We start from the raw sequence: 22,933 nt of genomic DNA, 5'->3' as shown, positions 1-22,933 counted from the left end.
CGGACGTGTGGAACAGCGCACAACCGTCGGAATTCAACGTAACATCGGGTTACAGATAAATCCAGGGTCGGATCAGCCGTACGTGTCCCGAGGTCCGCGGCCGCGGACGTGCCGCTCCCCCTTGCGCCAGCTCGGCGCCGTCGGCCCCGTGATCCGCAGCTCCTTGACCACCCCGTGCCCCACCGCGGCGGCGATCTTCGCGAGGATCTGCGCCTGCATCATGCGCAGCTGTGTCGCCCAGGCGGTCGACTCCGCCGACACGTGCAGCACCCCCTCGCGCAGCGTCGTCGGCGACGCGTGCGAGGCGATGTCGTCGCCGACCACGCGTGCCCAACTGCCCAGCACCGTGCCCTCCGACACGCGCCCCGACCATCCCCGCTGCTTGGACAGCGCGTTCGCCAGCGCGCCGAGCGGCTGCGGGTCCCGCTCGTCGGGGCCGGGACCGGACCAGCCGCGGCGGCGCCGTGGTCGCAGCGCCCCGCGCGACGCGCGCCCCTGCCCCACCGACTTCCCGCTCGCCTTCGCGGCCGCACGGGCCTCCTCCAGCGCGCGACGGGCCAGGTCGATCCCGCGCAGCGGCGGCTGGGGCGGTTGCTCGCCCGGGTTCTCGGTGCTCATCTCAGTGCTCCGTCCACGGTTCCGTCCAGATCCGGCTGCGAGGGGTCGCCGCCGTCGAGCCGGGTCAGCACCGAGAGCCGTCCCCGGTCGGTGTCCTCGGCCCGCACCCCGAACCGGACCGCAGCCAGCTCCGCCGGCACGTCCTCGGGGACCGCGGCGGTGATGAGCACCTGCTCGGCCGAGGCCGCGACGGCGGCGAGCGCGGCGCGGCGACGCCGATCCAGTTCGGCGAACACGTCGTCCAGCATGAGAACCGGGTCGGTGCCGTCGGCCCGCAGGAGTGAGAAGGCACCCAGACGCAGCGCCAGCGCGAACGACCAGGACTCCCCGTGGCTGGCGAAGCCCTTGGCCGGCTGATCGCCCAGGATCAGGTCGAGCTCGTCGCGGTGGGGGCCCACCAGGCACACACCCCGCTCGATCTCCTTCGTCCGCGCCTGCGCCAGCCGGGTCAGGAACGCGGCCTCGAGCACCTCACGGTCGTCGGATCGCGGCTCGCGGGCCGGGTCGGCGAACTCCGGCGGCAGCGCCTCACCCACCGTGCTGCGGTAACGGAGCAGTGCCGGCCGTGACTCGGGGGCGATCGATCGGTACGCCTCGGCGACGTGCGGGGCGAGTTCGTGTAGCAGCGCGACGCGGGCCGCGAGCAGCTCGGACCCGTGCGCCGCGAGATGGCCGTCCCACACGTCGAGCGTTGCCAGTGCGCTCGCCCCGTCGCCGGACCGGCTGCCGCGGCGCAGCGCGCCCCCGGCTGTCTTCAGCAGGGCCGAGCGCTGTCGCAGCACCTTGTCGTAGTCGGCGCGGACCCCGCTCATCCGCGGGATGCGGGTGGCGAGCAGCTCGTCGAGGAACCGGCGCCGGTCACCCGGATCGCCCCGCACCAGCGACAGGTCCTCCGGCGCGAACAACACCGTCCGCAGAATGCCGAGGATCTCGCGCGGCCGCCGGGTCGGGGACTGGTTGATCCGGCCGCGGTTGGGCCGGCCCTCGTTGAGTTCGACGTCGATGCCCAGTTCCCGCCCGCCGTTGACGACGACGGCCCCCACCTGGGCCCGCGACGTCCCGCTCCGGAACAGGGGGGCATCGCCGGAGACCCGGTGCGAGGTCAGCGTCGACAGGTAGCCGAGCGCCTCGAGCAGGTTGGTCTTGCCGTGCCCGTTGCGACCGAGGAACACCGTCGGTCCCGGCGCCAGATTCAGCGAAACGGCTTCCCAGGAACGGAAGTCGCGCAACGAGAAGGTGCGAACGTACACGGGCCGACCGCTTCCTGCCCCCGGGTCAGCCCGGCAGGCGCACCGGCATCAGCAGATAGGTGTAGTCGCTGTCCGGGGCGGCGAACGTGCCGGAAGCGTCGGGCTCGGGTGCCTCCTCGAGCGCCGGTCGCAGCACCGCGGGGCGGCTCGGCGTCGTGAAGCCGAACGACGCCTTCTCGCTGTGCAGCGAGCCGAGGCCGTCGAGCAGGTACCCGGGGTTGAACGCGATGATCAGCGGCTCGCCCTGGAACTCCGCGGCGAGGGACTCCTCCGCGCGCCCGGCGTCGTCGCCACCGGCCGACAACAGCAGCCCGCCCTCGGTGAACTCGAGCCGCACCTGCGCGCCGCGCTCGGCGACGAGCGCGACGCGCTTGATCGCGTCCACGAGCGGCGCGATGTCGACGGTCGCCATCGCGGTGTGCTCGGTCGGCAGCAACTGGCGGAACTTGGGGAATTCCGCGTCGAGGAGGCGCGTGGTGGTACGCCGGCCGTCCGCGACGATGCCGAGCAGGCCCTCGGCGCCGACCGACGAACCCGCCCCCAGCGCGAGCTGGACGGGCGAATTAGAAGATCCGCCAACGGTTTTCGCCGACTCGGAGAGGGTCTTGGCCGGCACGAGGACCGCGGCGGTCGCGGCGTCGGCGGTGGGCATCCACTCGATCTTGCGGACCGCGAGGCGGAACCGGTCGGTGGCCGCGAGCACCATGTCGGTGCCGTCGATCTCGACACGGATACCGGTCAGCATCGGCAGGGTGTCGTCCTTGCCGGCCGCGACCGCGACCTGGCTGATCGCCTCGGCGAACACCTCCACGGGCAGCGAACCGGTCTGCTGCGGCAACTCGGGCAGCTGCGGGTAGTCCTCGACCGGCATCGTCGGCAGGGAGAACTTCGCGCTACCGCAGTTGATGAGCACCCGAGTTCCGTCGAGCACCACGTCGACGGGCTTGTTGGGTAGCGCGCGGGTGATGTCGGCGAGCAGGCGACCCGACACGAGTACCTGCCCGGGGGTGATGACCTCTGCGGACACATGGACCTGCGCGGAGACCTCGTAGTCGAATCCGGAGACGGTCAGTCCCTGATCGTCCGCGCCGAGGAGGACACCGCCGAGCACCGGCACCGGCGGCCGCGACGGGAGACTGCGCGCAACCCACGCGACGGAGTCGGCGAAGTCCTCGCGAGCGACACGAAACTTCATGCTTCCAAGCTCCATCGCCCGGCGGATCCTTTCGCTCTGATTGCTGTCGATCGATTCAACGAAGTCTGGCACAGGACCCCGACACCGAGGTCGGCAGCGGGGACGTCGCTCCACGGTATGCGCTCGTGGATCACTTGGAAAGCCGGAGGCTCGAGGGGGACGCGGCTCTCGAGACCCTGTGCACTCGAGTCCTCCACAACCCTGTTTTGAAAGAGGAGTCTTCAAGAGAAAACACAGAAGTAGTAATAGGGGTTGTGGAATCTGTGGACGAACGACCGTCTACGCTGGTGGGGCGGGCTTCTCGAGCCCCCGTCTCTCGAGGATGAACTCGAGGAATTCTCGAGGACGGATGTGGACATCTCGAGAGTGTTCAACATCGGTACACCGTCCGTCCACAAAGATCCCACGTTGTACACACGGTTGTCCACAGGTGTGAGTCACTGCCCATCCGTCTCGAGAATCACACCCGCCGCCCACCGCCGGCCCGTCTCCGGATACGACGAAGGGCCCGGACACGATCGTCCGGGCCCCTGCTCCAGGGCGATTACCGCTCAGCGCTTGGAGCGCTGCTTGATGCGCGCGGTCAGCTCCTGTACCTGGTCGTAGACCTTCCGCCGCTCGGTCATCTCCTTGCGAATCTTCTTGTCCGCGTACATGACCGTCGTGTGGTCCCGGCCGAAGGTCTGGCCGATCTTGGGCAGCGAGAGGTCGGTGAGCTCGCGGCACAGATACATCGCGATCTGTCGCGCCTGGGCCAGCGGCCGCGCCTTGCCGGGCCCGCACAGGTCGTCGATCGAGATGCCGAAGTACTCGGCGGTCACCGCCATGATGGTGGCCGAGTTGATCTCAAGAGCCGTCGAGTCGGGGATGAGGTCCCGCAACACCACTTCCGCCAGCGTCAGGTCAAGTGGTTGCCGGTTGAGGGACGCGAAGGCCGTCACCCGGATCAGCGCACCCTCGAGTTCGCGGATGTTGCGTTCGATCCTGCTGGCGATCAACTCGAGGACGTCGTGCGGCACGTCCAGTCGGTCCATGCGGGCCTTCTTGCTGAGGATCGCGATGCGGGTCTCGAGTTCGGGCGGCTGGACGTCGGTGATCAGGCCCCACTCGAACCGGGTCCGCAGGCGCTCCTCGAGCGTCGCGAGCTGTTTCGGGGGACGGTCGGACGACACCACGATCTGCTTGTTCGCGTTGTGCAGGGTGTTGAAGGTGTGGAAGAACTCCTCCTGGATACCTTCCTTGCCCTCGATGAACTGGATGTCGTCGACGAGGAGGATGTCCGTCTCGCGGTACCTGCGCTTGAACGCCACCTTGCGGTCGTCGCGGAGGCTGTTGATGAAGTCGTTCGTGAACTCCTCGGTGGAGACGTACTTGACCCGCATCCCCGGGAACAGGCGTTGCGCATAGTGCCCGGCGGCATGCAGCAGGTGCGTCTTGCCCAGGCCGGAAGCACCCCAGATGAACAGCGGGTTGTACGCGCGGGCGGGCGCCTCGGCGATCGCCACCGCGGCCGCGTGGGCGAACCGGTTGGACGCTCCGATGACGAACGTGTCGAACGTGTACTTCGCGTTGAGGCTGCTGCTGCCGGTGGGTGACACGGCGGCCGGCGGCGGTGGTTGGGTGAAGTAGGACGGCCACGACTCCCGGACCGCGGTCATGGCCTCCCGGTCGTCGTCGACCTCCTCGAGTTCGCCCGTGTCGACCTCGAGCATGCCGTGGTCGAGGGAGGACGGGCGGCGCCGCCGGAACGGATGCACCATCTCGCGGGGGTCGGTCTCACGCGGGCGCGACTCGGGCGGTCCGGTGGGGATCGGCCGCGTATCGAACGAGTGGGGCTCGGGCGCGCGGGGGTCCGGCGGCAGGCCCTCGAGGGGCAGCGTGTCCCGGGGCACGGCGTAGGGGTCCTCGGCGGGATCGTCGACGGCCGCGGAGGGCTCGATGCGCACGCCGAGTCCCTCGACGCGATGCCCGAGGGTGCGGTGGAGCACCCGGAGGATCGGCTCGCGCAGATCCCGCTCGATGGCCTCCTGCGCGAACGACGAGGGAACCGACAGCAGTGCGAAACCCTGCGCCAGGGTGATCGGCCTGACCAGGGCGAGCCACGCCTTCTGGCCCTTGCTGAGGCCCTCGCCGTCGGCGGTCAGCTCCGCGACGACGTCCGGCCACACGTCGGCCAGCGCGTTCGGCTCGTCGTTCACGTCGCGTCCTCCCCAGTTCTCTCGATCCGAATTCCACACGATTATCCACAGATGTGGACAACCACAGGGTGGCGCCCTGTGGGATGTGGATTGGGAGTTGTGGAGGGCGTGGATCGGCAGTTGTAGACGGCAGAGCACACCGAGGACGGGACGCGAGGTCCGGCTCGGACACGAAGTGTCCAGTGTGACATGTCTCGAGAAGCCCGGCGCGCTCGGCCCGGGCTAGCGACTGTGGGTGCCGGGCCGGACCCGGACCGGCGGCCGGGCGCAGCGCCGGTGCCCGCTCGGCGGCAGCGAGTGGCCCTGCTCACCGCGGTGGTGGGCGACGAGGAACAGCCCCGGCGAAACCATGAACGGGAGCGTACCGGAATGTGAACGGAGTCACACGACTTCGTGTTGCGAACGTGACGCGCGAGAAAATGGGTGTGCGGCGTGTCGTCTTGCGTGTGCCGAGGCGGCGCGGTTTGATTTCGTGCTTGCCGCCGAGTAGCCTCGAACAGTCACTCATACAGCAGTGACGGATCCGTGCTGTCACGCAGTATTTTCGCGTGCGGCACGTGTCATGCGATTCCCGTACACGTTGGACCGAGGACGCCGACCGGCGTCATAGAACTTCGAGGAGTGTTGACCGTGGCCAAGGGCAAGCGGACGTTCCAGCCGAACAACCGACGCCGCGCGCGCGTTCACGGCTTCCGTCTCCGGATGCGGACCCGCGCGGGTCGCGCGATCGTGTCGGCGCGTCGCCGCAAGGGCCGCACCTCGCTCACCGCCTGATCCCCGAATCCGGGAGCTCGGGGTGCTACCTGAGCCGTATCGCCTGCGGCGCCGCGCGGACTTCTCCGAGACCGTTCGTCGTGGCCGCCGGCAGGGGCGGCGAGATCTGGTCGTCCACGCGATCGAGCGGGAGCAGGCTGAGCTGGTGGTGAGTTTCGGCGGTCCGCGGTTCGGATTCGTCGTGAGCAAGGCTGTCGGGCCGGCGGTGATTCGACATCGAGTCGCACGCCGGCTTCGTCATATCTGTGTGACTCTCGTCGACGAGGTTCCCGCCGGCGCAGACGTCGTCGTCCGGGCGCTTCCGGGTGCCGCCTCGGCCTCCTCGCAGGAACTCGACCGGCAGGTTCGCTCCGGCCTCGCCCGACTGGGCCTGGTCGCGACGGCGCGGCGGCCGGGATGAACGCGGGTGGCGTGTTGCGGTCGGTGCGCTCCGCACCGGCCCGGATGTTGATCTTCTGCATCGAGCTCTACCGCACGTACGTGTCTCCGACACGCATGCCGACCTGCCGTTTCACCCCCACCTGCAGCGAATACGCCGTTGAGGCCTTGCGTACCCGGGGGTTCGTGGTCGGCTCCGTGCTGACGGTCGTCCGCCTGCTCAAATGTGCGCCCTGGCACCCTGGGGGTTGGGATCCGGTGCCCGAGCGGCGGCACAGGTCGGTCGACCGGGGTCCCTGACCGGCACTGAAGACTTCGGACCGACGCCGCTGGATGGCGACCTTGGACGACCTGAGGAGTACATAGAGCCGTGCTCGACTTCATCTACTATCCCGTGTCCTGGATCCTCTGGGTCTGGCACAACGCCTTCACGGCCCTGCCGGGACTGGAGCCCGACGACGGCGCGACGTGGGCGCTGTCCGTGGTGTTCCTCGTCTTCACGCTGCGCGCGATCCTGTACAAGCCGTTCGTCAAGCAGGTCCGGACCACGCGGCAGATGCAGGAACTGCAACCGCAGATCAAGGCGCTGCAGAAGAAGTACTCCAACGACCGGCAGCGGCAGGCCGTCGAACTCCAGAAGCTGCAGAAGGAACACGGCTTCAACCCGCTGATGGGTTGCCTCCCGGTGCTGTTGCAGGCGCCGGTGTTCATCGGTCTGTTCCACGTGCTGCGCTCGTTCAACCGCACCGGTGAAGGATTCGGTCAGCTCGGCCTGTCGCCGGAGGAGAACGCCCAGCTCGGCAACTATGCGTTCAGCCCGGAGGACGTGCAGTCCTTCCTCAGTGCGCGCCTGTTCGGCGCGCCGATCTCGGCGTGGATCACCCAGCCCGAGGCGTCGCTGGTGGCGTTCGAGCCGTTCGGCGGCATCCCCTCCCGCCTCGACATCGCGCTCGTGGCGATTCCGCTGATGATCGTCGCGGGCATCGCGACCCACTTCAACTCCCGCGCGTCCGTCGCGCGGCAGAGCGCGCAGGCCGCGGCCAACCCGCAGGCCGCGATCATGAACAAGCTGGCGCTGTGGGTGTTCCCGCTCGGCGTCATCGTCGGCGGCCCGTTCCTGCCGATCGCCATCCTCCTGTACTGGGTGAGCAACAACATCTGGACCTACGCCCAGCAGCACATCGTCTTCCGCAAGATCGATCAGGAAGAAGAGGCCAAGAAGCAGGCCGCGATCGCACGCCGCAGCGACAACGCCCCCAAGCCCGGCGCCCGCCCCGACCGGGGCGCGAAGAAGAAGGCTCCGTCCACCACCGGGGAGGACGCTGCCGCCGGCGCCGCCGACGCTGCGGAGATCTCGCTGGAGAAGCCGGCCGCGGACGACACCTCCGGCGGTGCCAAGCCGTCCGCCCCGCCGGCCGGAGGCCCGAAGAACATCGCCGGATCGAAACGCCCGAGCGGCTCGAAGAACTCCAAGCGCAAGCGGCGCTGACCGAAGAAGAGAGAGCGAATCATGGCCAGTGACCTGGACAAGGCACAGGAGGATGCCGACGTGACCACCGAGACGCCGGATCTCGATGCGGATTCCGACTCCGAGGACGATCTCCTGATCGAGGAGGGCGAAATCGCCGGTGACTACCTCGAGCAACTGCTCGACGTCCTGGACTTCGACGGCGACATCGATCTCGACGTGGAGGGTGACCGTGCGGTCGTGAGCATCGACGGCGGCAAGGACCTGTCCAAGCTCGTCGGCCGCGACGGCGAGGTGCTCGATGCCCTGCAGGAGCTCACCCGCCTCGCGGTGCAGCAGGTCACCGGCGAGCGCAGCAAGCTGATGCTCGACGTCGCGGGGTGGCGGGCGGGCAAGCGCGCGGAGCTCAGCCAGCTCGGCACGGCCGCCGCGAAGCGTGTACTCGAGACCGGGGAGCGCGAAGAACTGACCCCGATGACGCCCTTCGAGCGCAAGATCGTCCACGACGCCGTGGCCAAGATCGAGGGTGTGTCCAGCGAGAGCGAGGGCGCCGAGCCGCAGCGCCGGGTCGTCGTCGTCAGGAACTGACCGGCCAGCAGTATCGACCGGACAGCAGTATCGATCGGACAGCGGTGAGTGGGAGGGATCTCGGCGGGTGCGTCGGGATCCCTCCCTTCTTCGAGGCCAGTGTCGTCGGGAGAGGATGTTTCACGTGGAACAGGACGAGGCGCGCATCCACGAGATCGCCGTTCGCGTCTTCGGTGAGCGACTCGGTCTTGCCGAGCAGTACCGGGACTCCCTCGCCACCGACGGGGTGGAGCGTGGACTCATCGGGCCGCGCGAGGTCCCCCGCCTGTGGGACCGCCACCTACTCAACTGCGCTGTGCTCGGTGAACTGATCGACGAAGGCGAACGTGTCGTCGATGTGGGCAGCGGTGCCGGGCTTCCGGGCATCCCGTTGGCGATCGCTCGTCCCGATCTGCACGTGACCCTCGTCGAACCCCTGCTGCGACGGTCGGTGTATCTGGCCGAGTTCGTCGAAACACACGGCCTGACCAACGTGCTCGTCATCCGCGGTCGCGCGGAGCAGCCCGGCGTCGTGAAGGAGGCCGGCGGATCCGACGTCGTCACCTCGCGTGCGGTGGCGCCGCTGGCGAAGCTGGCCAAGTGGTCGCTGCCGCTCGTGCACGAGGGCGGACGGATGCTGGCACTCAAGGGAGCCAGCGCGGCGGAGGAGGTCGAACGCGATCGCGACGAACTCGCTCGTCTCGGCGCCGGCAACCTCGAGGTCCTCGAGTGCGGCGTGGGCCTGCTCGAGACCCCCTCCCTCGTTGTGAAGGCCGAGCGGATGTCGCGGCCGACGCGGCGGCGCAGGAAGCGCTGATCAGGTTTCACGTGAAACCGCTCCCCTCCCCCACTCGAGCGGTCCCCCGCCTCGAGTGGGTCGGCTCGAGATGTGCGCGACTCGAGACTCTCGAGGCGGAGCGGACCTCTCGAGCAGAGGGACTGTCTCGCTGAATTCCGTCCTCTCCGGCTCCCGATGTCGTGACACGAAAGGCCGCATCCCGGCGGCGTCTGCATCACCCTCCTCTCTCCGCACGCTCCGCGCCCGGAAATCCCCCTCCTCGCCAGCGAACTCCGGTCCTGCGCCGCCGCGCCCGCGTGGAAGTCCGCCGTCTGGCGTTGGTTTGATCCCTGTTTCGCCCTAAGTTGTTGTCCGCCTTGTCTATTGGAATCAACGGCGGAATTCGTCCGGGCGCGCGGATCTTTCGCGTCGACCGCCCATCCATGCACCCGACGGCATTTCGTCACTGTGACAGGTGGCTTGTCGTCCGCCGGGGTGGTGCCCGGTCCGGAGCCTCCGCCCGGCGTTGTTTCACGTGAAACGACATCGGCGGAGCTTCTCTGTTTCACGTGAAACGTCAAGTTTCACGTGAAACACCATTGTCGTCGGCGATGTCGTCGCACTCCTCCGGAAGGTGGATGGGATAATGGTCGAAACGAGGAAGCGGAGTGGGCCGGCAACGGTCGCCAACCGGCGTCGGCGCAACCCGCTTTCCGAGTTCACGCATCAGCCACTACGCCTCGGCTCACTCCGCCCGGTCGTGGGACCGAAACGGTGGCCGGCCGGGATGGTCGGTCGTGGACCACCGGCGGGATTTCGCGAGGGGGATGTACCGTGCCAACCGGGTGTGTCGACAACAAAGGAGCGGTCAATGTCGGGTGGATCTGAATCCGCTGTTTCACGTGAAACCGAGGCGCAGAGGCCGACGGGAGCCGCGTCCGAGTCTGTCGAGGACGAGTTCTCTCCGATCCCGTACGAGGGGCTCTCGCCGTTGGACACACCGATCGGCGCCGCCGCGCATCGAGCCAGCCAGGTGCTCCACCCGAGTTCCGTAAACGCACTCCCCAAGCCGGCTCACCGCCGTGTCATCACGATCGCGAACCAGAAGGGCGGTGTCGGCAAGACCACGTCCACGGTGAACCTGGCGTCGGCCCTCGCCGTTCAGGGGTTGTCCGTCCTCGTCGTCGATCTCGATCCCCAGGGCAATGCCAGCACCGCCCTCGGGGTACCGCACCACTCCGGTGTCCCGTCGAGCTACGAGGTACTTCTCGGGGAGGTGAAGGCCGCCGAAGCCATCCAGCAGAGCCCGCACAGCGAGCGCCTGTTCTGCATCCCGGCCACCATCGACCTCGCCGGCGCCGAGATCGAACTCGTCTCGATGGTCGCGCGGGAGAACCGTCTCAAGAACGCTCTCTCCCCCGCCGCGCTCGGTGATGAGGACTTCGATTACGTCATCATCGACTGCCCGCCGTCGCTGGGCCTCCTCACCGTCAACGCGCTCGTGGCGGCGAAGGAGGTGCTCATCCCCATCCAATGCGAGTACTACGCGCTCGAAGGCGTCGGCCAGTTGCTGCGCAACATCGAACTCGTCCAGTCGCACCTCAACCCCGAACTGCACGTCTCGACCGTGCTGCTCACCATGTACGACGCCCGCACCAAGCTCGCCGATCAGGTCGCGGAGGAGGTTCGCGCCCACTTCGGCAGCGCCGTGTTGAGGTCCGTCATCCCCCGCAGCGTGAAGGTCTCGGAAGCTCCCGGCTACGGGATGACTGTTCTCGACTACGATCCAGGTTCGCGCGGTGCGATGAGCTACCTCGACGCGGGACGCGAACTGGCGGCACGCGGGTACCGGAACGAGAAGCAGGGGAACGAATGAGCGCGACACGCAAAGGCGGGTTGGGGCGGGGTCTGGCATCGCTGATTCCGACCGGTCCGGCGGCCGCCCCCGGCCTCGGCAACGCTGCGGCCGACGTGATCATCGGCGACAACCGCAAGAGCGCGGCTCCGAAGACCACGTCGAACAAGGCCGCCGGCACCGAACAGGCGACTCCCCCGAGCGGGAAGGCCGCGGGCAACGGAGCCCCGGTCCGGGCGGACGCCGCCCTCCCCTCCCCCGCCGGAGCGGTCTACCTCGAGATCGAGGCGGACAAGATCGAGCCGAACCCGCGCCAGCCGCGGCAGGTGTTCGACGAGGAGGCGCTCGCCGAACTCGTCCACTCCATCCGGGAGTTCGGGCTCATGCAGCCCATCGTCGTGCGCAGGCTCGACGGAGAGCGGTACCAGCTCGTCATGGGCGAGCGCCGGTGGCGCGCCGGCCAGGAGGCCGGTCTCGCCACGATCCCGGCGATCGTCCGTGAGACCGACGACCAGTCCCTCCTGCGTGATGCGCTGCTGGAGAACATCCACCGGGTCCAGCTCAACCCGCTCGAGGAAGCGGCGGCGTATCAGCAGTTGCTCGAGGAGTTCGGCGTCACCCACGAGGAACTGGCGGCCCGCATCGGCCGATCCCGGCCAGTGGTGACCAACATGATCCGTCTGCTCAAGCTGCCGATCCCCGTCCAGCGGCGGGTCGCGGCGGGTGTGCTCTCCGCCGGGCATGCTCGCGCGCTGCTGTCGCTCGAGGCCGGACCCGACGCCCAGGAGGTGCTCGCCGCGCGCATCGTCGCCGAGGGCCTCTCCGTGCGGGCCACCGAGGAGGCGGTCATGCTGGCGAACCGTGGCGACGGGAAGGACGCCGCGCCGCAGCAGCGCCGCAAGCCCATCCAGATGCCCGGCCTCCAGGACGTCGCGGAGCGCCTGTCCAATTCCTTCGACACCCGCGTCACGGTCAGCCTGGGCAAGCGCAAGGGCAAGATCGTCGTGGAGTTCGGCTCGGTCGACGACCTCGAGCGGATCGTGGCGATGATGGAATCTCAGGCCAACCCCTCTTGACGCCTCGGCACGTCAGGACGACAGTCGAGGATACGGACTTGGAGGCTGAGTAACCCAGTGTCGACTCGAGTCACAACACTCACCCTGGGCGGAATGGACCAGCTGTCGGCACACGCCCGGCGCTGTGTGTTCTGGGAGATGGATCCCGCGGCGGTACACGACGCGGGCGGGTTCTACGATCCGGAGTTCGAGAAGGAGGCATGGCTGTCGATGGTCATGCTCCAGTGGGGTTCCTGCGCCCAGGTTGCCACGTTCGACGACAAGCCCGCCGGGAGCGCGTTCTATGCCCCGCCGAACATGGTGCCGCGCGCTCAGCTGTTCCCGACGTCCCCGGTGAGCGCGGATGCCATCCTGCTGACCACCGTCCGCATCGAGCCGCTCGCGGAGGGCAGCGATCTCGGTGCGGCACTGATCCGCGCGGTGATCTCCGATCTGGTCCGCCGCAACGTGCGCGCGATCGAGGCGTTCGGATATCGGCCTGTCGGCGAGGACCAGAGCGACGTCCCTGGTGCAACGGCCGCACGGGACTGCTCCCCCGCCGAGTGCATGGTCGAGGCCGGCTTCCTCGAGGACATGGGTTTCGAGGTCGTCGCTCCCCATCACCGCTTCCCGCGGTTGCGGCTCGAACTCGATCGCGACCACGAATGGAAGGTGGGGGTCGAGGCGGCCCTGGATCGCCTGCTGGAGGAGGCCGCGCTCACCGTCGCGGGCATGTCGGGGCGTACCCCCGTGGGGGCGGCCCGCTGAGCGGACCGCTCAGCGGGTCTCGGTAATTGACAGTTCCTCGGCGAGCAGTTCGGCGAAGGTGTAGGTGCCGGTGGGCTGATCGTCCTGACCGAGCAGGTACAGCCGCTTGACCGAGATGAGGATGGCTTCGGCGATGATGTCGCGCGAACGCGGGTTACCGAGGACCGCGGCGTCCTGCGTGCTCGTGAGGTAGCCGAGATCGATCTGCACGGTCGGCATGTTCGTCAGGCGCAGCAGATCCCAGGTGCGACCGTGGCTACGGCAGTCCCGCAGCGGCGTGCGTGCCGTCACCTCGCGCTGGATGAATCCGGTGAGCACCTGGCCGATCATCGACTCGGAGCCGTGCGCGTTGCCGTAGTGGAAGCTCGCGATGCCGCTCGCTGCCGGATTGGGGCTGCTGTCGCAGCGCAGGGAGATCATCAGGTCCGCGCCGAACGCGTTGGACGTGCCGGCCCGCTCGATGTTCGACGGATTCGCGTGGTACGGCCGGGAGAGGAACGTCTCCATGCCTGTCGCGGCCATGCGGCCCTCGAGACGACGAGCGAGGTCCCACAGGATGTCGGCCTCGGAGATGTCGCCGTGCGGGCTGCGCACGATGATGCCGTGGTCGCGGCCACCGAGGCCGGGATCGATGACGATGCGCTTGCCGCTCAGATGCGGACCGGACCGGCGGACGATCTCCTCCTCGCTGATGGCGTGCGGCGATCCGCCGGTGACCCGGGTGCCGAGCAGTTCCAGCGACCGGAGGGTCTCAGCGCCGCAGATGCCGTCCGGTGCGAGGCCGATCTCTCGCTGGAAGGAGCTCAGGCCCTCGTGGGTGCGTGGCCCGAAGTAGCCGTCGACCCGGTCCACGTAGAACCCGAGATCCTGCAGGCGGCGCTGCAACGTCGCGACGTCGTCGCCGTAGAGCGGGGCGGAGAGCTGGTAGATGAGGGTGCGGGCGCCGAGCCGGTACGAGGCTTCCTTCAGCGAGCGGTACGTGGCGGGACCGACGATGCCGTCGACGAGCAGACCGCGCTGCTGCTGGAACGCACGCACCGCGCTGTCGAGGTCACGGTCGAACACCGCATCGGAGCCCACCCAGCTGTCGCCGGCGGCGACGTCGGACTCGCCGTGCAGAAATCCGAGGCCGGTGAGGGTGCTCCGGATTTCGGCGACAGCAGGGCCATGGTCGCCGTAGCGCAGTCGGTGCATGTCTCGGCCCTTTCCGTGCTGCTGACCTGCTGTGCCCGGTGTGACACCAGACCATCGTTCGATTGTCGCAGATGCGCCCGGATCACGAATAATCCGGGCGCATCCGTGTCGACGTGGAAACGGTGACTCAGAGCACGTCGGCGAGGTCGCGGAGGAGAGCCGCCTTGCCCTTCGCGCCGACGATCGTCTTCACCGGCTTGCCACCGGAGAACAGGATCATCGTCGGGATCGACATGACCTTGTAGTCGCGCGCTGCGGCGGGGTTGGCGTCGATGTCGAGCTTGGCGATCTTGAGCTTGTCGGAGTGCTCGCCGGCGATCTCCTCGAGAACGGGAGCCACCATCTTGCACGGGCCGCACCAGGTCGCCCAGAAATCGACCAGTACCGGCCTGTCGGACTGCAGGACGTCCTCGACGAACGAGGCGTCGGAGATGGTGACGGTGTTCTTCTCGGCCACGGTTGCTCCTACTCGATGGGTGTGGAAGGGGTCAGTATCCGGCGTTGACGGTGATCGGGTGGCGGTCTTCCTGCTCGGCGAGCCAGCGTTCGGCGTCGAGCGAGGCGGAGCAGCCGGTGCCGGCAGCGGTGACGGCCTGACGATAGAGGTGGTCGACGAGGTCGCCGGCGGCGAAGACACCCGGCAGGTTGGTGGCGGTGGTCCGGGACTGCACCTGGACGTAGCCGGCGTCGTCGAGATCGATCTGGCCGCGGACGAGTTCGCTGCGCGGGTCATGACCGATCGCGACGAACATGCCGGTCACCGGGAGGGTGCTGCGCTCCCCGGTGACGGTGTCCTCGAGGACCAGGCCGGTGACGGCGGTGTCGCCGAGCACCTCGACGGGCTTGGCGTTGGTGACGATGCGGATCTTCTCGTTCGCGCGGGCACGGTCGAGCATGATCTTCGAGGCGCGGAATTCCTCGCGGCGGTGGATGAGGGTGACGCTGCGGGCGAAGCGGGTCAGGAAGGTGGCTTCCTCCATGGCGGAGTCGCCGCCGCCGACGACGGCGATGTCCTGGTCACGGAAGAAGAACCCGTCGCAGGTGGCGCAGGCGGACACGCCGCGGCCGAGGAGCTTCTCCTCGCCCGGGATGCCGAGGTAGCGGGCGGCGGCGCCCATCGCGAGGATGACGGCACGGGCGTGGTAGGTCTGTCCGTTGGCGACGACCTTCTTGACCGGGCCCGTCAGGTCGAGTTCGTCGACGTCCTCGGTGCGGATGTCGGCGCCGAAGCGCAGGGCCTGCTCGCGCATCTGGTCCATCAGGTCCGGTCCCATGATGCCCTCGCGGAAGCCGGGGAAGTTCTCGACTTCGGTGGTGGTCATCAGGGCGCCGCCGAACTGGGTTCCCTCGAACAGCAGCGGGGCCAGCTCGGCGCGGGCGGCGTAGATCCCGGCGGTGTATCCGGCCGGGCCCGAACCGACGATGATCAGGTCGTGGATCGTGGATTCAGTGGTCATGCGAGCCTTCCGGTGTCTGCTGGTACTTCTGTCTGCTGGTACTTCGATACGGGACGGTCGAGCCTGAGGCCCGTGACCGGGACGTCAGTGGTCCACAAGACGTCAGTGGTCCACAACATGGGTCAACAACAGGGTAAGGGGTTGTTGTTCCTGGCGTGCCGTGCGTCACGCCACACCGAGGCGTACCCTGCCCCCACCCGGACGGCAAGCGGACGGCAAGGCCGAATCGTCACGCTGACGGTATGACCGTAACTCCCACATTGCTGTACCGACTCGGCGCCGTGTCCGTCGTCGCCGCGTTCCCGTTGAACCTCGCCGGCGGTCTCCTGCATCCCGTCGTCGACGGCGCCGCACATTCGGTGTCGGCGGTGTCCGCTCCCATCAATCCCCTCCCCCACTTCCTCCTGCTGTCGGGAACACTGCTGCTGATGCTCGGCGTGCCCGCGCTGTACGCCCGGGTCGCCGCCGGAACCGGAATGCTCGGTCTCGTCGCCTACGTCACATACGTCCTGTCCTCGGTGCTGGTGGCGTTCTCGCACCTGGTGATCGAAGCATTCGTCTCCGTGCCGTTCTCGCGCGATCCGGCGACGGCGGAGGCGATCTCCGGGACGGACACCCTCCTCGACTACGAACCCTATGTCGTCATGCAGACCGTCAGCGGACTCGTCTTCATGGGCAGCACGATCCTGTTCGGGATCGCGCTGATCCGTTCGCGCGCGGTGCCGGTGTGGATCGGCGCCATCATGGCGGCGGGCGGTGTCGTTCTCCTGCTCCCGATTCCGGCGATGCCGGGCGTGACCGGACTCGTCGTCGAAATCCCACGCGGCCTCGCGTTCGCGGCGCTCGGGCTGTATGTCCTGTCCGCGACACGAAGGGACGGGCTCAGCGCCACGCCGACCACGCCGGGTCGTGCAGTTGTGCCGACACCGTCGCGGTGAGTGTCGCGGCCGCCTCGCGGAATCGGTGTGCCGCCTCCGTATCGCCGAGCAGCGCCGCGGTCTCGGCGAGGGCAGCGTCCACGGGGCCGGCGTGGAACGAGCCGGAATCCAGGCCGGCGATGCGGCCGCTGAACGGCAGCAACTGCGCATGGCAGTCCCGGGCCGTCGCCGTGTCCGCGAGCCGCGCCGCGGCACGGGCGCGCAGGCAGGTCATCGCCAGCCAGTAGTAGTCGCGCCGGAACGGCCGCTGGGCGCGCCACAACTGCCGCGCCCGTTCGTGCTCGCCGCTGTCGAGCAGGGCGAGGACCAACGGGAACCGGACACTGTGCGGCCGAGCCGATTCGAGCGCCGACAACTCGGCGACGAGCGGAGCGAAGTCCTCGCGTGCCGTGGCCGCACCGATGCGTCCGACGGTACCGATCCACTGCGCCGAAGCGGTGCCCTCCGCCTCGAGTTGTGCTGCGACGGTGTCGTATCCGCGCTGCGCACCTTCCGTGTCGCCGGCGAGGAGACGCACCAGCGCGCGGAACAGCTCGACCACACCGAGGAGCTGGGAGAGTTGCCGGCCGGCCGCGTACCGCACGGCGAGGTCGGCGTGGCGACGGGCCTCGTCGAGTTCGGTGTCTGCGGCTGCGGCGAGGAACCACTGGAAGTGTGCCTGTGCCTGATACGCGGCGTCGCCTACGTCGCCGGCGACGGCGCGGAGTTCCGCGGCGATGTCACGCCGCTGCGCCACGAGGTCCGGTCCGTACGCGACGAATCCGAGGGCGTTGAGCGCACGGCAGCGCAGCCCGGCGTCGGCAGTGCACCGCGCGAGGGCGTGCGCGCGGCGGGCCGCGGCGAGGGCGGCCACCGAGTCGGCGCCCTCGAGTTCGAAGACGGCTGTGACGAGCAGCAGGACCCGGTCGTGGTCACTGAGGGCGATGGTGGCGAGGAGTGACTCCACGGGGTCGAGGATGCGCCGGTCCGGTTCGTCGTCGACCCGGACGCTCCAGATGACCGGCGCGGACCACGAAGTGAGCGCCGCAACGAGGGCCGGCGTGTCACCGATCCGCCGGGCGAGCTCGACGGCGCGTCCGCGCACGACGCGTGCGTTGACCACGTCGCCGGTGTGGGCGAGCGCTCCGACGTATCCGGTGAGCAGGGGCAGCAGGCCGTCTTCCTGTACGACGGTGGACATCTCGTGTGTCGAGACCGCGGCGCGCCACAGGGTGACCGCATCGGCTCGGGCGCCGAGAGCGTCGGCGCGACGGGCCGCCGCGGTGAGGTGCGCGACGGCGTGGTGGGCGGTGGACGGGGTGGCCGCGAGTGCCGCATGGTGTGCCGCCGCGGCCACCTCGGCCGGCCGCAGGGCCGACAACGCCGCAAGGGCCGCGCCGTGCAGACGGGTGCGCCGGAGTCGTGACTGCCCCGCGTACAGGGTTTCCCGGACGAGATTGTGGGTGAACCGGATCCGTTCGGGCGCGGGTTCCTCGAGCAGGCGTGCGCGCAGGGCCGGCTCGAGTGGCTCGAGGAGTGACTCGAGGTCGGTGCCGCACATCGCGGCGAGCACGTCGAGGTCGGCTTCGCGTCCGAGGACGGCGGCGGCGGACAGCACCGCGACGGTGGCCTCGGGCAGCGTGTGGATGCGGTGGTGCAGCACGTCGGCGATCCCGGCCGGCACGTCGTGGTGGAGTGCCCGGACGCCTCTGTCGGCGATCAGCAGCGCGAATTCCCTGACGAACAACGGATTGCGGTCGGTCCGCGCGACGAGCAATGCCATGTCGTCGGGCGGCAGGTCGGCGACGCCGCACTCGTGGACGAGGTGGGCGATGCCGTCGTCGGTCAGTGGGGCGAGCCGGATCCGCCGGCCGGGGCATGCCTTCGTCGCCGCGCAGACGGCGGCGAGTTCGCTCCCCGCCTCGGCGGGCCGATAGGTGGCGACGGCGAGCAGCGGCCGGGTTCGAAGGGCGGCGAGGGTGAGGCGCAGCAGATGCAGGGTCGGTTCGTCGGCGCGGTGCAGGTCGTCGAAGACGAGCAGCAGCGGACGGTCGGTGGCGATGCGGCCGAGGTGCCGGGCGAGGGCACGGGCGAACCCGAACGTGTCGAGGCCGGTGCCGGGCACGGCGAGCCGGGACGTCATCGCGGCAGTGCCGGCGGGGTCGGTGTGGGCGAGGGCGTCGAGGATCTCGATCCAGGGCCAGCCCGGTGGCGCACCGTCCACCTCGGGGCAGTTGCCGCGGGCCACGTGCCAGCCGTCGCCCTCGAGGGCGAGGGAGAGCTGCGTGGTCAGATGGGTCTTGCCCTCCCCCGGCTCCCCGGCCAGCCACGTCAGTCGCGTCTCACCGCGGGCGGCGCGTCCGGCCTCGTCCAGCAGGACACCGAGTTCGGCGGGGCGGCCGTGGCCGGCGACCGGCGCTCGTTCCCGGACCGGACCGGCCGTGCCGGTGAGGATCTCGTGCTCGACGGCGCGCAGTGCCGGACCGGGGTCGAGGCCCAGTTCGGTGGCCAGGTACTGCCGCGAGCGGCGGATGACGGCGAGAGCGTCGGCCGGGCCGTCGGCGCGGTACCGGGCGCGCGCCAGAAGCCCGACGGCGCGTTCGCGGCCGGGGTCTGCCGCGACGATGTCGCTCAGCGACGCGATCAGCGGCGCGACGGGAGCGCCGAGGTCGAGCGCGGTCTCGGCGTACTGTTCCACCGCGGTGCGGCGCAGTTCCCGGAGACGGTCGGATTCGATTGCTGCCCAGGGGTATCGATCGATTCCCGGCAGGGGTTCTCGCCATCGCTCGAGGGCCTGCCCGAGTTGCCGGAGCCGGTCGCCGGATGCGGTGAGGGCGCGGGTGACGGCGTCCTCGAAGGCCCACGCGTCCACCGCCGCGACGGGCAGGTTCAACGCGTACCCCGCGGCACTGCGCGGCAACGGGTCGCGACCCGGACCCAGCACCCGGCGCAGGTGGGAGATGTGCGCGTGCAGCGCCGCCGACGGTTTGGCCGGCGGTGCACCGCCCCACAGGTCTTCGACGAGCCGGTCGGCGGAGACCGGGTTTCCACGTGCCGCCACCAGCCGGACGAGCAGCGCACGACGGACGGGCCCACCGAGGGCGGCGGGCTGCCCGTCGACGAGCGCGGCGACGGAGCCCAGCACCCGCACCTGCACGGGCGGGGTCGTCGCGCTCGTCACCGCCTACCGTCCATGGTGTTGCAGGATAGCCGCGGGCGGCGCACCGTCAGGTGCTGTGCTCCACGGCCCGCAGGGTTTCGCGCACGACGCACCGGGTGCCGGTGTAGATGGTGGGCATGCACTTGTTGCAGTGGATGCACAGCCCTTCGCGCACGTGCTCGTCCCGGAACTTGTTGACGAGGTAGGGGTCGCGCAGCAGCGCCCGGCCCATCGCGACGAACTCGAATCCCTCGTCGAGGGCGTTCTCGATGGTGTCGATCCGGTTGATGCCGCCGAGGAGGATGAGCGGGATGCGCAGCTCGGACCGGAACTGCCGAGCCATCGGGCGGAAGAACGCCTCCTCGAACGGGTAGGTCGGGAAGAGCCGCGGCCCGTAGAACCGCAGTCCCAGCCCGACGAGCCTGGGCTGGGACGCGACGAACTCGGCCAGCGGGACGTCGCCGCGGAAGAAGTACATGCCGTTGAGCAGGGAGCTGCCGCCGGTGAGTTCCATCGCGTCGATGTGGCCGTCGGATTCGATCAGCCGCGCCATGGGCAGGCTCTCGTGGAGCCACAGTCCCTTGGGGACGCCGTCCGTCATGTTGAACTTGACGATGACGGCGACCTTGTCGCCGGCCGCCTTGCGGACCGCCTCGAGAACGCGCCGGGGAAAGGCGGTCCGCTTCTCGAGACTGCCGCCGTAGCGGTCGTTGCGCTTGTTGAGATTCGGGCTGAGGAACGAGCTGAGCAGATAGTTGTGCCCCAGATGCACCTCGAGCGCGTCGAATCCGGCCTCGACGGCGCAACGGGTCGCGTTCTCGTAGTCGGTGACGACCTGATCGAGCTGCGCGAGACTCGCGCCCCGCACCAGGCCCATGGCGGGCGCGCTGATGCGGGTGGACGGGGCGAGGGTCTTCGTCCCGTTGGAGATCTGGTTGGCGACGAGTCCGGCGTGACCGATCTGCGCCGAGGCGAGCGCGCCCTCCGCGTGCACGGCGTCGGTGAGGCGGCGCAGGCCCGGCACGGTGTCGCGGTCGAGGACGACGGTGTTGCGGTGTACGCGCCCACCGGGTGCGACGGCGCAGTACGCGACGGTGGTCAGTGCGGTGCCGCCGCGGGCGACCTCGGCATGGAACTCGACGAGTTCGTCGGTGACGCGACCGCCGGGCATGACGCCCTCGAACGTCGCGGCCTTGAGGATCCGGTTGCGCAGGGTGAGCGGTCCGAGCCGAACGGGTTCGAACACGGCGGGTCGCGACGAGGTCATGCCCCTACTTTCGATGCCAGTGGTTCTGTAACGTGTTGCAACTATAGTGCCGCGCGGTGCCGTGCACCACAATCACCGGTGATGACCACATCCCACCGCTCCCCCACGCCCGCCGGCCGCCCTCGCGATCCGCGCATCGACGCCGAGGTCCTCGCCGTGACCCGCGCGATGCTGCTCGAGGTCGGCTGGGAACAACTGAGCCTGCGCGGCATCGCCGCCCGGGCCGGGGTGAGCCGGGCGGCCCTCACCCGGCGGTGGCCGTCCAAGGCACACCTCGTGCTCGACTCGCTTCTCGGTTCCGCGCCGGACCTGACCCCGATGCACGGGACGGACCGCCGCGGCTGGATCGAATGGGTCGTCCGGGGCAGCGCGGACCTGTTCGCCCGCCCCGACGTCCGCGCCGCCCTGCCCGGTCTCATCGCCGCACTCCGCGATCACGACGATCTGAGGAACACTCTGTGGCGCACCTTCAGCGGCCCGAGTACGGCGCTGTTCTCCCACGGCGACGGCTCCTCCCCCGCCGACCTCGACGCACGTGCCGTGCTCGTCCTCGCCGCGGGTGCGGCGCTGTTCGCGAGCATCGTTGCGGCCGAGGACGACACGTCTGCCCTGCGGGAGCGGATCCTCGATCTGTTGCTGCCCGCCGCGGACGATTGACCCCTGCCGGTCAGCCGATCTGACGGATCACCAGAGTCGCCGGATCGGCCGCGCCGCATTCCGTGCCCACCACCAGTGCCGTCAACCGCGGCGACGCGGCATCACCCAGGACCAGCGCGACGGCTTCCCGGCCGTCGAACCGGATCGTGCGTGACCCCAGCAGTGGCCGGGATTCTTCGAATCCGTTGGCCTCGAGGCATTCTCGAAGTACTGCGTGGTCCGACAGCGGGCCGGTGTCGGACGTGCCGATCATCGCGCGCCACGTCGCCGCGTCGAGCACGTCGGCGCCGGGCGCAGCAGAAGCCGGCGCGGCGGCGGGCGCGGCCACCGGCGCCGCCGCATCGGGGCGTCCCGCGCCGTGGGCGGTGACGGCGAATCCGATCGCCACCGCGGCCGCGGCCCCGGTCCCGGCCGCGGCGAGCAGCCACCGGCGGCGTCGGCGCGCGGCGGCGTCGGCGGTCAGTGCCGCATCGATCCGGGCCGCCACCTCCGGCGGGATCGGCGGGCTCTCAACATCTTCGGCCGCACCGAGGGCCCGGAGCCGGCGGCCGACGGAGTCGAGCGCGGCGATCACGATCATGGCGTCCGGATCCCGCCGCACCGCCGGCCACAACCTGGCGGCGAGTTCGTCGTCCAGGACCCCGGCGTGCAGGTCGGCGAGCAGGTCGGCAGAATACGGCGGCTGCGGCAGCTCGTCCTCGGTCATCCGCTGTCCTCCCAGCCTCCTGGTGTGCCCTCATCAGGATAAGACGGCCGCCGATCACGATCGGTTCCCCGTATCCCGCAGGTCACCGAGAAGCACCGCGAGCCGACGGCGCCCGCGCGCACAGCGGCTCTTGACGGTGCCCTCGGGAACACCGAGCCGACGGGCCGCCTCGCTCACCGGCCAGCCCTCCACGTCGACCGCGACGACCGCGGCGCGCTGCTCCGGTGGCAGGGTGAACAACGCGGCCTCGATGTCGAGCGCAATCTCCCGCTCCGCGATGCGATCCCGTTCGTCGCGGGCGTCCGTGCCGTCGTCGTACAGCGGGACGGTCGGTCGCGTCTTGTTGCGCCGGATGCGGTCCAGGCACGCGTTCACCACGATGGTGTGCAGCCAGCTGCGGACCGCCGCGGTGTTCCGGAATTTCCCCGCCGTACGATGCGCCGACAGCAACGCCTCCTGCAGGGCGTCCGCGGCATCCTCGGGCGAATAGCTGGTGCGGCGTGCCACCTGCCACAGATGGTCGTAGTGCCGTTCGAGCAGTTGCGCGAACGCGCGTCGGTCCCCCGCCGCGTGCGCCGCCAGTAACTCGGCGTCGGACACGGCAATTCCTGCGATCCCCCCCAAAATTCGCACGCGCGGATGGTAGCCGATCGAGGTGGGCGATCGGAGGT

General features: G+C 69.5%; 23 protein-coding genes. 11 read left to right on the top strand and 12 right to left on the bottom strand.

The features are described 5' to 3' along the window. Positions 1–72: 72 nt before the first annotated feature. From G6038_RS08975 to G6038_RS31825, 5 genes are all read right to left on the bottom strand, one after another. Positions 73–618 carry a DUF721 family protein gene (locus tag G6038_RS08975; RefSeq protein ID WP_165037342.1) on the bottom strand — a complete coding sequence of 182 codons (546 nt, stop codon included), beginning with the start codon at positions 616–618 and terminating at the stop codon, positions 73–75. Further along, positions 615–1,868, bottom strand: coding sequence for a DNA replication/repair protein RecF (gene recF, locus G6038_RS08970; RefSeq protein WP_165037341.1), 1,254 nt, complete (start codon positions 1,866–1,868; stop codon positions 615–617). Before recF ends, G6038_RS08975 begins: the two co-directional genes overlap by 4 nt. Positions 1,869–1,893: 25 nt before the next feature. Then, the gene (gene dnaN / locus G6038_RS08965) at positions 1,894–3,078 is read right to left on the bottom strand and encodes a DNA polymerase III subunit beta (protein WP_165037340.1); all 1,185 of its coding nucleotides are present in this window, start codon (positions 3,076–3,078) and stop codon (positions 1,894–1,896) included. Positions 3,079–3,614: 536 nt separating this feature from the next. Continuing rightward, positions 3,615–5,261 carry a chromosomal replication initiator protein DnaA gene (dnaA, locus tag G6038_RS08960; RefSeq protein WP_165037339.1) on the bottom strand — a complete coding sequence of 549 codons (1,647 nt, stop codon included), beginning with the start codon at positions 5,259–5,261 and terminating at the stop codon, positions 3,615–3,617. A 222-nt stretch (positions 5,262–5,483) separates the two neighbouring features. Further along, complete coding sequence (locus G6038_RS31825; protein WP_276613829.1) at positions 5,484–5,612, bottom strand: hypothetical protein; 129 nt, start codon at positions 5,610–5,612, stop codon at positions 5,484–5,486. A 279-nt stretch (positions 5,613–5,891) separates the two neighbouring features. Here G6038_RS31825 and rpmH point away from each other — a divergent pair, with 279 nt between their 5' ends. The 9 genes from rpmH to G6038_RS08915 all read left to right on the top strand — a co-directional run bounded on the left by rpmH (position 5,892) and on the right by G6038_RS08915 (position 12,904). After that, positions 5,892–6,035 (top strand): 50S ribosomal protein L34, encoded by a 144-nt coding sequence (rpmH, locus tag G6038_RS08955; protein ID WP_006934459.1) that lies wholly within the window; start codon positions 5,892–5,894, stop codon positions 6,033–6,035. 22 nt (positions 6,036–6,057) lie between these two features. Then, positions 6,058–6,435, top strand: a complete 378-nt coding sequence (rnpA, locus tag G6038_RS08950) for a ribonuclease P protein component (RefSeq protein ID WP_165037338.1) — start codon at positions 6,058–6,060, stop codon at positions 6,433–6,435. Continuing rightward, entirely contained in the window at positions 6,432–6,713 is a 282-nt protein-coding gene (gene yidD, locus G6038_RS08945; RefSeq protein ID WP_100056990.1) for a membrane protein insertion efficiency factor YidD, read from the top strand. Before rnpA ends, yidD begins: the two co-directional genes overlap by 4 nt. Positions 6,714–6,783: 70 nt before the next feature. After that, entirely contained in the window at positions 6,784–7,902 is a 1,119-nt protein-coding gene (yidC, locus tag G6038_RS08940) for a membrane protein insertase YidC (RefSeq protein WP_165037337.1), read from the top strand. A 21-nt stretch (positions 7,903–7,923) separates the two neighbouring features. Further along, a complete protein-coding gene (locus G6038_RS08935) occupies positions 7,924–8,469 on the top strand; it encodes a protein jag (protein WP_165037336.1) in 546 nt (181 codons plus the stop codon). 115 nt (positions 8,470–8,584) lie between these two features. Beyond that, positions 8,585–9,265: a 16S rRNA (guanine(527)-N(7))-methyltransferase RsmG gene (gene rsmG, locus G6038_RS08930; RefSeq protein ID WP_165037335.1), complete on the top strand. Its 681-nt coding sequence runs from the start codon at positions 8,585–8,587 to the stop codon at positions 9,263–9,265. An 832-nt stretch (positions 9,266–10,097) separates the two neighbouring features. Then, positions 10,098–11,102 carry a ParA family protein gene (locus tag G6038_RS08925; protein ID WP_165037334.1) on the top strand — a complete coding sequence of 335 codons (1,005 nt, stop codon included), beginning with the start codon at positions 10,098–10,100 and terminating at the stop codon, positions 11,100–11,102. Continuing rightward, positions 11,099–12,157 (top strand): ParB/RepB/Spo0J family partition protein, encoded by a 1,059-nt coding sequence (locus G6038_RS08920; RefSeq protein WP_165037333.1) that lies wholly within the window; start codon positions 11,099–11,101, stop codon positions 12,155–12,157. The genes G6038_RS08925 and G6038_RS08920 overlap by 4 nt, the downstream gene beginning before the upstream one ends. Before the next feature lie 57 nt (positions 12,158–12,214). Beyond that, positions 12,215–12,904, top strand: coding sequence for a GNAT family N-acetyltransferase (locus tag G6038_RS08915; protein ID WP_165037332.1), 690 nt, complete (start codon positions 12,215–12,217; stop codon positions 12,902–12,904). A gap of 9 nt (positions 12,905–12,913) precedes the next feature. Here G6038_RS08915 and G6038_RS08910 read toward each other — a convergent pair whose 3' ends face one another. From G6038_RS08910 to trxB, 3 genes are all read right to left on the bottom strand, one after another. Further along, entirely contained in the window at positions 12,914–14,098 is a 1,185-nt protein-coding gene (locus tag G6038_RS08910) for an N-acetylmuramoyl-L-alanine amidase (protein ID WP_165037331.1), read from the bottom strand. A gap of 127 nt (positions 14,099–14,225) precedes the next feature. Further along, positions 14,226–14,555, bottom strand: a complete 330-nt coding sequence (gene trxA / locus G6038_RS08905; RefSeq protein ID WP_165037330.1) for a thioredoxin — start codon at positions 14,553–14,555, stop codon at positions 14,226–14,228. Positions 14,556–14,586: 31 nt separating this feature from the next. Then, positions 14,587–15,555, bottom strand: coding sequence for a thioredoxin-disulfide reductase (gene trxB / locus G6038_RS08900; RefSeq protein WP_165037329.1), 969 nt, complete (start codon positions 15,553–15,555; stop codon positions 14,587–14,589). A 242-nt stretch (positions 15,556–15,797) separates the two neighbouring features. On the opposite strand from trxB, the gene G6038_RS08895 reads away from it, so the two are divergent. Further along, positions 15,798–16,493: a hypothetical protein gene (locus tag G6038_RS08895; RefSeq protein WP_165037328.1), complete on the top strand. Its 696-nt coding sequence runs from the start codon at positions 15,798–15,800 to the stop codon at positions 16,491–16,493. Here the strand turns inward: G6038_RS08895 and G6038_RS08890 are convergent. Both G6038_RS08890 and G6038_RS08885 read right to left on the bottom strand, forming a co-directional pair. Further along, on the bottom strand, positions 16,438–19,653 hold the full coding sequence (locus tag G6038_RS08890; protein ID WP_165037327.1) for a BTAD domain-containing putative transcriptional regulator: 3,216 nt from the start codon (positions 19,651–19,653) through the stop codon (positions 16,438–16,440). The two genes, G6038_RS08895 and G6038_RS08890, sit on opposite strands and share 56 nt — an antisense overlap. 46 nt (positions 19,654–19,699) lie before the next feature. Further along, positions 19,700–20,899: an NADH:flavin oxidoreductase gene (locus G6038_RS08885; protein ID WP_165037326.1), complete on the bottom strand. Its 1,200-nt coding sequence runs from the start codon at positions 20,897–20,899 to the stop codon at positions 19,700–19,702. 81 nt (positions 20,900–20,980) lie between these two features. On the opposite strand from G6038_RS08885, the gene G6038_RS08880 reads away from it, so the two are divergent. Further along, positions 20,981–21,556, top strand: a complete 576-nt coding sequence (locus tag G6038_RS08880) for a helix-turn-helix domain-containing protein (RefSeq protein WP_165037325.1) — start codon at positions 20,981–20,983, stop codon at positions 21,554–21,556. Between the two features lie 10 nt (positions 21,557–21,566). Here the strand turns inward: G6038_RS08880 and G6038_RS08875 are convergent, their stop codons facing one another. Both G6038_RS08875 and sigM read right to left on the bottom strand, forming a co-directional pair. Next, complete coding sequence (locus tag G6038_RS08875) at positions 21,567–22,262, bottom strand: hypothetical protein (RefSeq protein ID WP_165037324.1); 696 nt, start codon at positions 22,260–22,262, stop codon at positions 21,567–21,569. 54 nt (positions 22,263–22,316) lie between these two features. Continuing rightward, entirely contained in the window at positions 22,317–22,862 is a 546-nt protein-coding gene (gene sigM, locus G6038_RS08870) for an RNA polymerase sigma factor SigM (RefSeq protein WP_165037323.1), read from the bottom strand. Positions 22,863–22,933: the final 71 nt, after the last annotated feature.

The organism is Rhodococcus sp. 14C212 (assembly GCF_011058195.1).
Classification (GTDB): domain Bacteria; phylum Actinomycetota; class Actinomycetes; order Mycobacteriales; family Mycobacteriaceae; genus Rhodococcus; species Rhodococcus aetherivorans.
Note: the sequence above shows the minus strand (reverse complement) of the source record. Positions and strands in the feature narration are given on the sequence as shown.